The sequence below is a fragment of the Bergeriella denitrificans NBRC 102155 genome, assembly GCF_001592185.1.
GTDB classification, from domain to species: Bacteria; Pseudomonadota; Gammaproteobacteria; order Burkholderiales; family Neisseriaceae; genus Neisseria; species Neisseria denitrificans.
Map to the genome: position 1 here is coordinate 1 of NZ_BCWL01000069.1, position 9,482 is coordinate 9,482.

General features: G+C 57.4%; 7 protein-coding genes. 3 read left to right on the forward strand and 4 right to left on the reverse strand.

Going from position 1 to position 9,482, the window contains the following annotated elements; translation table 11 throughout:
- Positions 1-12 precede the first annotated feature (12 nt).
- The 4 genes from BDE01S_RS05350 to BDE01S_RS05365 all read right to left on the reverse strand — a co-directional run bounded on the left by BDE01S_RS05350 (position 13) and on the right by BDE01S_RS05365 (position 5,467).
- On the reverse strand, positions 13-1,341 hold the full coding sequence (locus BDE01S_RS05350) for an MFS transporter (protein ID WP_066078326.1): 1,329 nt from the start codon (positions 1,339-1,341) through the stop codon (positions 13-15).
- 267 nt (positions 1,342-1,608) lie between these two features.
- Positions 1,609-2,928 carry an NAD(P)/FAD-dependent oxidoreductase gene (locus BDE01S_RS05355; protein ID WP_066078330.1) on the reverse strand — a complete coding sequence of 440 codons (1,320 nt, stop codon included), beginning with the start codon at positions 2,926-2,928 and terminating at the stop codon, positions 1,609-1,611.
- A 107-nt stretch (positions 2,929-3,035) separates the two neighbouring features.
- On the reverse strand, positions 3,036-3,728 hold the full coding sequence (locus BDE01S_RS05360; protein WP_066078334.1) for a GntR family transcriptional regulator: 693 nt from the start codon (positions 3,726-3,728) through the stop codon (positions 3,036-3,038).
- A 344-nt stretch (positions 3,729-4,072) separates the two neighbouring features.
- Positions 4,073-5,467: a DEAD/DEAH box helicase gene (locus BDE01S_RS05365; RefSeq protein WP_066078337.1), complete on the reverse strand. Its 1,395-nt coding sequence runs from the start codon at positions 5,465-5,467 to the stop codon at positions 4,073-4,075.
- Between the two features lie 505 nt (positions 5,468-5,972).
- On the opposite strand from BDE01S_RS05365, the gene BDE01S_RS05370 reads away from it, so the two are divergent.
- The 3 genes from BDE01S_RS05370 to hpnE all read left to right on the forward strand — a co-directional run bounded on the left by BDE01S_RS05370 (position 5,973) and on the right by hpnE (position 9,422).
- Positions 5,973-6,926 carry a class I SAM-dependent methyltransferase gene (locus tag BDE01S_RS05370; protein WP_066078340.1) on the forward strand — a complete coding sequence of 318 codons (954 nt, stop codon included), beginning with the start codon at positions 5,973-5,975 and terminating at the stop codon, positions 6,924-6,926.
- Positions 6,927-6,989: 63 nt separating this feature from the next.
- Entirely contained in the window at positions 6,990-7,838 is an 849-nt protein-coding gene (hpnD, locus tag BDE01S_RS05375; protein WP_066078343.1) for a presqualene diphosphate synthase HpnD, read from the forward strand.
- 270 nt (positions 7,839-8,108) lie between these two features.
- Positions 8,109-9,422, forward strand: a complete 1,314-nt coding sequence (gene hpnE / locus BDE01S_RS05380) for a hydroxysqualene dehydroxylase HpnE (protein WP_066078346.1) — start codon at positions 8,109-8,111, stop codon at positions 9,420-9,422.
- Positions 9,423-9,482: the final 60 nt, after the last annotated feature.

The window sequence follows — 9,482 nt, forward strand, 5'->3', positions numbered from 1 at the left end:
AATCGTGCGGTTTCAACGCTTTAAAGAGCTGGCGTCTTTCAAATCCAAATCTTTGGTTTCGGGCGCCAACCATACCGACACCAGCAAACCCAGCAGCGTTACAGCTGCGGCGGCATACATGGTATTGCCGATACCGATGCTGTCGAGCGAGAGCGGCACGGCCCACGTTCCCACCGCCGCGCCGATGCGCGACAGTGAAGCGCCGATGCCGACGGCCTGCGAGCGCACTTCCGTGGGAAACAGCTCATTCGGATAAACCAGCTGCAAGACCTGCGCGCCGCCGATAAAGACCGCATACGCGCCAAACAAAGCCAGCACCAGCATTTCGGAAGCTTCCGAGAAAAAGCCCAAGCCCAGCAAAGCCAGCCCTGACCACAAAAAGCTGTGAATCAGCAGCGGGCGGCGGCCGAGGCCGTTCACCAGTTTCGTACCGATAATACAGCCGACCACAAACAGCAAGGTAATCAATACCGAGCCGTAATCCGCCCACGCGCCCTGCAGATTGAGCGCCGACAGCACCCGCGGGGCAAACGCATAAACGGCAAATACGGGAATCACCGAGCAGCTCCAGAATACCGCCACAAACAGCATACGCGGGCCATAGCCGGCTTTCAGCACATCCATTACAGAAGCATTGCGCTCAGCCTCTTCCTGCGGCACGTTGCGCAGAGAAAACTCCTGACCATACACCTTTTTAATCACCGCTTCAGCTTCCGCATGACGACCCTTACTCAGAAGCCAACGGGCAGATTCGGGCGTACCCAAGCGCACCAGAATCAGCGCGATACCGATAAACGCGGGGCTGAGTACCACCCAACGCCACGCTTCGTCTCCGAATTCGCGCAAAATCAGCATACCGACGATATAAGAGAACGCTGCGCCGGCAAACCATAAAATCGTCAAACCGGCCAGGCGCGGGCCGCGGTATTTTTTCGGCAGAAATTCCACCAACAGCGAGCCGGCCACCGGATATTCAAAACCGACGCCGACACCGATAATAAAGCGGCACAAAAACACCAGCCAGGCAGAGTCCGCCCAAAACTGCACAATCGAGCACACCGTAAACAATACCGGGCCGACGAAATACAGCTTCTGCCTGCCCAAATGACCGGTCAGCCAACCGCCGAGAAAACCCCCGGCAAAAATACCGAACAGTGCAGAAGCCGCAATCATGCCCTGCCAAAATCCGTCAATGCCCAATTCGGCAGACATCGCCACCAAAGCCACGCCGATGATGCTCAAAATATAGCCGTCCATCACCCAGCCGCCGCCCGAACGCAGCGTCAGCAGCCGGTGGAACCGGTTTAAGCCCACATCTTCAATCGATATATTATTCGACATTTTCTCTCTCCTTTTTTATCGGGCATCTCTGCCCGCAACCTTGTAGAAACCGACCGAATACTGCACATTCAGACGGCATTGTTATTGTTGTTCAAATTAGGGAATGCAAAAGAAGCTGCAGCATGTCCGATTAGCAGTACAGACAACACTGCACAATCGTCTGCTTGATGTGGAAACGTATGGTTAATTTTCAGACGGCCATACCCTACCCGCATTTAAAATCAGGCAAAACAAGGCCGCACTCCGGCTCAGGCCGTCTGAAAACGCTTACGCTTCCAAACCTGCCTTGCGGAAGGTGTTCCATAAACTGAAATTCACGCCCAGCGATAAGAAAGGTTCGGGCGGGTTGCGGTTGGGGCCGGGCGAAGCAAGCAGGAAATCAACCATGTCATTGCGCTCGCCCGCCATCCAGTCGGCCAGCAGCACACCCGAAGCCGTGCCGCGCGTCACTCCGAGACCGTTACAGCCCAGCGCGGCGTACACATTCGGCGCCAGTTTGCCGAAAAACGACTGATGGTTGCGTGTCATCGCCAGCTGGCCGCTCCAGGTATATTCGAAATCCACATCCGGCAGCATGGGGAAACGCCGCTGAAACGAAATGCGGTGGTTTTCGCGAAACTGCATCAATTTCCGTCTGTCGCCGACACCATTGGGGTGGAAGCTGAAGCTGTTGCGTATCAAAATGCGGTTGTCATGGGTGCGGCGTACTGTCGAGCCGCCCGGGTCAGCGGGAATGACGCCCCAAAAATCCTTACCGCCCAAGCGCGACTGCTCCTCCGCAGTCAACGGACGGGTCAGGCTCGCATACAGAAACAGGGGAATAAAACGGCCTTTGAGAAAACCGAAATGCTGGCCGAAAGCATTGTTGGCAAGCACCAATTGATCGACGGTAAGCGTACCGCCTGCGTGAGAAAGCGTGATTTTGTCTCCATAATCCACGCCGCTGACGGGCGTGTGCTCATAGAGGGTGACATTGGCCGGTAGGTTGTCTGCCAAGCCTTTGACCAGCGCAGAAGGCTGCATCAGAATTGTGCCCGGCGTAAACAGAGCCTCTTTATAAAAAGACGTACCGATGTGATCGGGCAAATCATCGCCCGACACCACTTCATACGGCGCACCCAAGCGGTCGAGGCCGCCACGGTACGCCTCCAGCACCGCCAAGCCTCTCGGCTCGACGGCTGCCTGATATTTACCCGAATGCCGCAGCTCGCAGGGAATGCCGTAACGCTCCACCTGTGCCACCAGCTGCTGCTGGCCGAAACGGTTTAAATTCCATACTTTATTGGCTTCTGCCAAATCGCCTATATAATCCGCAGCACCGATGTCGTGAGGCAGGTCGATGGCAAAGCCGGCATTGCGCCCGGCCGTTCCGAAGCCGACTTCCTGCGCCTCAATTAATACCACTTCGTCATCCGGAAAGCGCTCGGCCAAGCGGCGCGCCGCAGCCAGGCCGACATAGCCCGCACCCAATACCGCCCAACGCGCGCGGCTGTGGCCCGAATGGGCAGGCTTGGCTTGGCGTGGCTGAGAAGTATGATACCAACCGCAGGCACGGTCATCATCAGGCAAAGCATTCACTTGAATCATGTTTTCTCCTTGCAAACGGACGTCAGTCTTATTGTTATAGACAGCAGACTGTTCCCGATTGCCGAAACCTTCATCAAGTTTCAGACGGCCTGAAAAGGCCGGTCAATCTACAAACCGGACTCCTCCTCCAGACCTGAGGGAACGACATATTCCGCCATCCGGCGCCGCGACAGCTCCATGTGTTCCCGCATCAGCAGAACCGCAGCATCGCCGTCGCGCCGCTCTATCGCCTCAATAATTTCATCATGTTGCGCCACCGCTTTATAGGCATCCTGCTGCATATCCGCACCGGCCTCGCGGTGGTAAAACAATTTGCCCAAGCGCGCATGGTCGATTAACACGCGCTCCATGCTGGGTATCAGATAAGGGTTGTGCGCCATTTTGCCGATGGCCGAATGAAAGCGGTTGTTGTGGTAAACGCTTCCTTCCGTATCGCCCTCGCGCGCGGCTTTCGCCACTTCGAGCTGAATATCCTTCAAAGCCGCAATCTCTGTTGCAGACGCATTTTCCGCCGCTAGGCGCACCGTTACCGCATACAGCAGCGGCGCGGCTAAAAAGAAGTTACGCAGCGCGTCGTAGCCCATGCCCGACACCCGTGCGGCGCGGTTTTCTTCCAATTCGAGATACCCCTCCGCCGCCATCTGCCGAATCAACTCGCGCACCGGCGAGCGGGAAATACCGAATTCCTCCCCCAGCTTAATTTCGTCCACCACCGCCCCGGGCTTCAGCTCCATAGCCAAAATACGGCGGCGCAGCGTTTCCGCCATCAGCAGTTTGCGGTCTATATTGGTTTTACTCATGGTGATTCCGGTAAATGAATGATTGTCGAGACCGGAATCTTAACATCCCTAAATTGAATACAATTTGTATAATTATTTTATACAAAACAAACACAATGTCTATCGATTTTTGAGGTTTTTACTCCAAAAAATTGATAACCATATGTTTTAAATTAATTTATTTTTACAAAATCAAGCTACATGGCACTACATTCATCACGGAAAGCCTTATCCGCATCAAAAAAGCCGTCTGAAAAATGACCCGGAAAGGTATAAAACCTCTTCCGGGTCATTTTTCAGACGGCTTGTTCCGTGCCTGCTTCTTATCGTGAACTACCTAAAAAGCAGCTTGTTTATATAAACGCTTACCCGCGCTTACCTTTAGCAAAACCGCCCTTGCCGCCGAAGCCGCCGGTTTTGCGTTTGCCTTGGAAGCCTTCGGATTTTTTAAAGCCGTCGCCTTTGGGTTTGCCGCCAAAGCCGCCTTCGCTGCGTTTGCCGCCGAATTTTTTCTCGCCGGGCTTTTTGTCGCCGAATTTGCGGTCGCGGCTGCCGTAGCCGCCTTTACCGCCCCAGCCGCCTTTGCCTTTCGGTTTGGCGGCGGCGGATTTGCGTTTGCGGGTCGGCTCCAGGCCTTCGATGGTGACTTCGTTTAATTTGCGGTCGATGTATTTTTCGATTTTGTGTACTTTGACGTATTCGTTCACTTCGGCAAAGGTCAGGGCAATGCCGGTGCGGCCGGCGCGGCCGGTGCGGCCGATGCGGTGTACGTAGTCTTCGGCCTGTTTGGGCAGGTCGTAGTTGATGACGTGGGTGATGGTCGGTACGTCGATGCCGCGTGCGGCTACGTCGGTGGCGACCAGGATTTTGCAGCGGCCTTTGCGTAAGTCCATCAGGGTGCGGTTGCGCCAGCCTTGCGGCATATCGCCGTGCAGGCAGTTGGCGGCGAATCCTTTTTCATACAGCTCGTCGGCCAGCACTTCGGTCATGGCTTTGGTGGAGGTGAAAATCACGCATTGGTCGATATTGGCGTCGCGCAGGATAAAGTCCAGCAGGCGGTTTTTGTGGCGCATATCGTCGCAATACAGAAGCTGCTCTTCGATTTTGCCCTGGTCGTCCACGCGCTCGATTTCGACGACTTCGGGATTGGTGGTCAGCTTGCGGGCGAGCTTGCCGACGGCGCCGTCCCATGTAGCGGAAAACAGCAGGGTTTGGCGGTCGGCGGGGGTGGCTTCGACGATGGTTTCGATGTCGTCGATAAAGCCCATGTCCAGCATGCGGTCTGCTTCATCGAGAATCAGCACTTCCAGGCGGCTGAAATCGACTTTGCCGCTTTGCATCAGGTCCATCAGGCGGCCGGGGGTGGCGACGATTAAGTCAACCGGCTTGCTCAGGGCGCGGGTTTGGTAGCCGAAGGATGCGCCGCCGACGATGCTGACGGTGCGGAACCATTTCATGTTTTTGGCGTAAGTCAGCGCGTTTTTCTCGACTTGGGCGGCCAATTCGCGGGTCGGGGTCAACACCAGCGCGCGCGGGCCTTTGCCCGGTTTTTCGCTGCGGCGGGTCAGACGCTGCAGGGTGGGCAGCAGGAAGGCGGCGGTTTTGCCGGAGCCGGTTTGCGCCGATGCCATGATGTCGCGGCCTTCGAGGGCAAGCGGTACGGATTGCGCCTGAATCGGCGTCGGGGATTCGTAGCCGGCGCTGCTGAGGGCGGACAAAATGTTTTTATCGAGGTGTAAATCGGCAAATTTAATAGACATGACTATCCTGACGGGACAACAACACAATCCGCCCGCAGCATCATCGGAGTGCGGCCTGCTGCGTGCAGCCGATCGGCGGCACGGGTACGCGGGCGCTTATCCGACGTGTGTCAGACGGCCTGAAGCAATGGAGAGTAACGGAAGATGCGGCGCAAAAGCCGTCTGAAAGTTACACGGTTGTCGCAAGCTCTGGGCTTGTGGTTCAACATCGGCGACAACCTGCACATACGCATGGGGGTCTTGCCCCAGCAACACTGGAAAGCGCGCCCGGCAAATACGGGGCGGCGGATAGGTTTGAAGACGATGGCTTCATAAACAAAGGCGAAGCGCGGATAATATAGACTGCGCCGCAATCGGTCAAGCGCGGCGGCGTTAATTACGGTAAAATGCGGCTTTACCCGACTGCACGCGCGCCGCTTTCCGGCCGCTTTGCCTTTTTTCAGGCATTCAGGCCGTCTGAAAAAGGCGGCATCGGGCATAATTGGTTAACGGTATCGGACGATTTATGGACATCACCCCTTTTGCCAACCGCTTGGGCAAAAACACCAAACACCTGATGAAATGGGCGCGGCGCAACGGCATCGAAGCCTGGCGTCTTTACGACCGCGACATTCCGCAGTTTCCTTTTGCCGTCGATGTGTACGGCGACCAAATCCATCTGCAGGAATACGATACCGGCTGGCTGATGCCGCCCGAAGAATACGAAGACTGGCTCGCCCGCGTGCAGGAAGCCGTAATGTTCGTTACCGGCTTTGCGCCCGAGCAAATCCATCTCAAGCGGCGCGCGCGCCAAAAAGGTTTGCAGCAATATGAGAAAACCGGCCGCGCGGGCGAAGATTTCGTAGTCGGCGAACACGGCCGCCGCTTTTGGGTCAATCTCGACAAATACCTCGATACCGGCCTGTTTCTCGACCACCGCAACACCCGCAAAAAAGTCGGCGAACAAGCGGCGGGCAAGCGCTTTCTCAACCTGTTTTCCTATACCGGCAGCTTTACTGTTTACGCAGCCACGGGCGGCGCGGCATCCAGCGAAACCGTGGATTTGTCCAACACCTATCTTGATTGGGCCAAGCGCAATTTCGAGCTCAACGGCATCGATACCGGACGGCACCAAATCGTGCGCGCCGATGTGTTCCAATATCTGCAAAACGCCGCCGCCGAGGGCAAAACCTTCGACCTGATTGTGATGGATCCGCCGAGCTTTTCCAACAGCAAAAAAATGCTCGACATTCTCGACATCCAGCGCGACCAAGCCAAGCTGATTCAAGGCGCGATGGCGCTGCTGGATTCAGACGGCCTGCTGTATTTCTCCAACAACCTGCGCAGCTTTACTTTAGACGAAGCCCTGAGCGAAACCTTCGACATCAAAGACGTATCCAAACACTCCGTGCCCGAAGACTTCCGCAACAAAAAAATCCACCAATGCTGGGAAATCCGCCACAAGCGCCAAGCCGTGTAACACAGGCCGTCTGAAAACCGCGCCCCTTGCCGCACCCCCGATAACCAACCGACCGAAACCGCCATGCAACCCTTAGACTACTGCCGTCAAAAAACCGCCGAAAGCCGCTCCAGCTTCTTATCGGGCTTCCGCTTTCTGCCGCAGGCGCAGCGCGATGCCATGACGGTATTGTATGCCTTCTGCCGCGAGCTCGACGATGTGGCCGACGACTGCTCCGATCTCGGTGTCGCCCAAGCCGCATTGCACTGGTGGCGCGGCGATTTAGCCAAAGTATTCGGCAGCGAAACGCCCGAGCATCCCGTCAACCAAGCCTTAAAAAGCATCGCCCCGCCATTTGCCCTGCCGCACGGCGAGCTGGCGGAATTAATCGACGGTATGCAGATGGATTTAAATCAGGTGCGTTATCAGACTTTTGACGATTTAAAACGCTACTGCCGCTGCGTTGCCGGCGCCGTCGGCTGCCTGATTGCCCGCATCTTGGGCTTCAGCGACCCGCAAACGCTGGCGTATGCCGACAAAATGGGCTTGGCCCTGCAGCTGACCAACATCATCCGCGATGTCGGCGAAGACGCGCGCAACGGCCGCATTTACCTGCCGATGGCAGACTTGCAGCAATTCGACGTACCCGCTGCCGTTATCATGCAGGCCAAGCCCGATGCCGCTTTTGCCGAAATGATGACCTTCCAGGCCGCCCGCGCCCGCGCGACCTACCGCGAAGCCGTGGCCCTGCTGCCCGATGCCGACCGCAAAAAGCAGAAAGCCGGCCTGATTATGGCCGCCATTTATTACGCGCTGCTGGAAGAAATCGAGCGCGACGGCGTGCAAAATGTGTTGCGCTACAAAATCGCCATTCCCTCGCCGCGCAAAAAACGCATTGCCCTGAAAACCTGGCTGTTCGGCTTCAAGCCCTGAAGCCGCCGCAGGCCGTCTGAAAATACATGATGTTGGTTCAGGAATACATAATATTGTTTTGGGATAAGGCCAACGGTTGAGGAATACAGCATCCGTTAAAATCCAGCAACCTGTCCCTTCCCCCGCCCTGCGGGGGAAGGTTAGGATGGGGGCAGGCCAAAGCGGCCTATCAATCAAGCCCCACCCTAACCCCCGTTAAAAACGGTGGAGAAGATAGCTTACTGAAATATATTATCCCGTGTTCAATAACCATACTTTACAGATACCGCCATGACACCCACACGCACACGTCCGAAAATCGCCGTTATCGGCGCAGGCTGGGCCGGTTTGTCCGCCGCCGTGCAGCTTGTGCGCCGCGCCGACCTGACCCTGTTTGAAGCCGGGCGCAAAGCGGGCGGGCGGGCGCGTGCTTCGGGCGGCGGCAGCCACGGCTTCAGCTTTCTCGACAACGGGCAGCACATCTGCATCGGCGCCTACCGCAGCGTTTCCGCGCTGCTGACGCGCATCGGTGTTAACGAACAAAATGCTTTTCTGCGCCTGCCGCTGCAATGGTATCTGCACGACGGCCTGCGTTTTCAGACGGCTCCGCTGCCCGCGCCGCTGCATCTTGCCGTTGGTGTGCTGCTCGGTAAAAACGCCCCGCTCGGCCAAAAAGTCCGCCTGCTGCGCGATATGGCCGCGCTGAAACGGCATCACGCCGCCGCCCGCGCCGATTGCAGCGTTGCCGACTGGCTGCGCCGCCGCCGTGTACCGCGTAAGCTGATGACCGGATTTTGGCAGCCGCTGGTATGGGGCGCGCTCAACACGCCTTTGGAAACGGCCTCGCTGAACACCCTTGCCCATGTGCTGCGCGACGGCGTGTGGGCAGCAAAAAGCAGCAGTGATTATCTGATACCCAAGCGCGATTTGGGCAGCATCATGGCCGAGCCCGCGCTGGCCTATCTGCGCCGCCACGGTGCGGATATCCGCCTGAGCACCCGCGCGCCGCAGCCCTGCCCGCTGCCCGACGGGCGCATATCGATCGGCGGCGAAACCTTCGATGCCGTGATTATGGCCGTTGCCCCGCAACACGCTGCCGCCCTGCTGCCCGACGATACGCCCGCCGATATTCAGACGGCCTACCGCAATATCCGCCATCATGCGATTACCACCGTGTATCTGCGCTATGCCCGCCCCGTCGCGCTGCCCGCCGCATTGACCGGTTTTTCAGACGGCACGGCGCAATGGCTGATACGGCGCGGCGCGCTCGGTTTGCCGGACAACGAAATCGCCGCCGTTATCAGCGTGTCCGGGCAATGCGGCATCGGCAAAGCGGAAGATTGGGCGGCGGCGGTGCATGCCGACGTATTGCGCGTCTGCCCCGATGTCGGCGAGCCGCTGGCCGCGCAGGTGATTACCGAAAAACGCGCCACCCACGCCGCAGCCGCCGGCCGCGTGCCGCCCGATTTGGCCTGGCTGCACCGCCGCCGCATCTTCCCCGCCGGCGATTACCTGCACCCGCGCTATCCCGCCACTCTGGAAGCGGCGGTGCAGTCGGGCATCAGCGCGGCGGATGAGTGTTTGGCGGCATTAAAAGCCGTCTGAAAACAGCGCCTGCTGCCGAAATTTTTTCCCTTTTTTGCAGCAAAGAATTTATTATATATA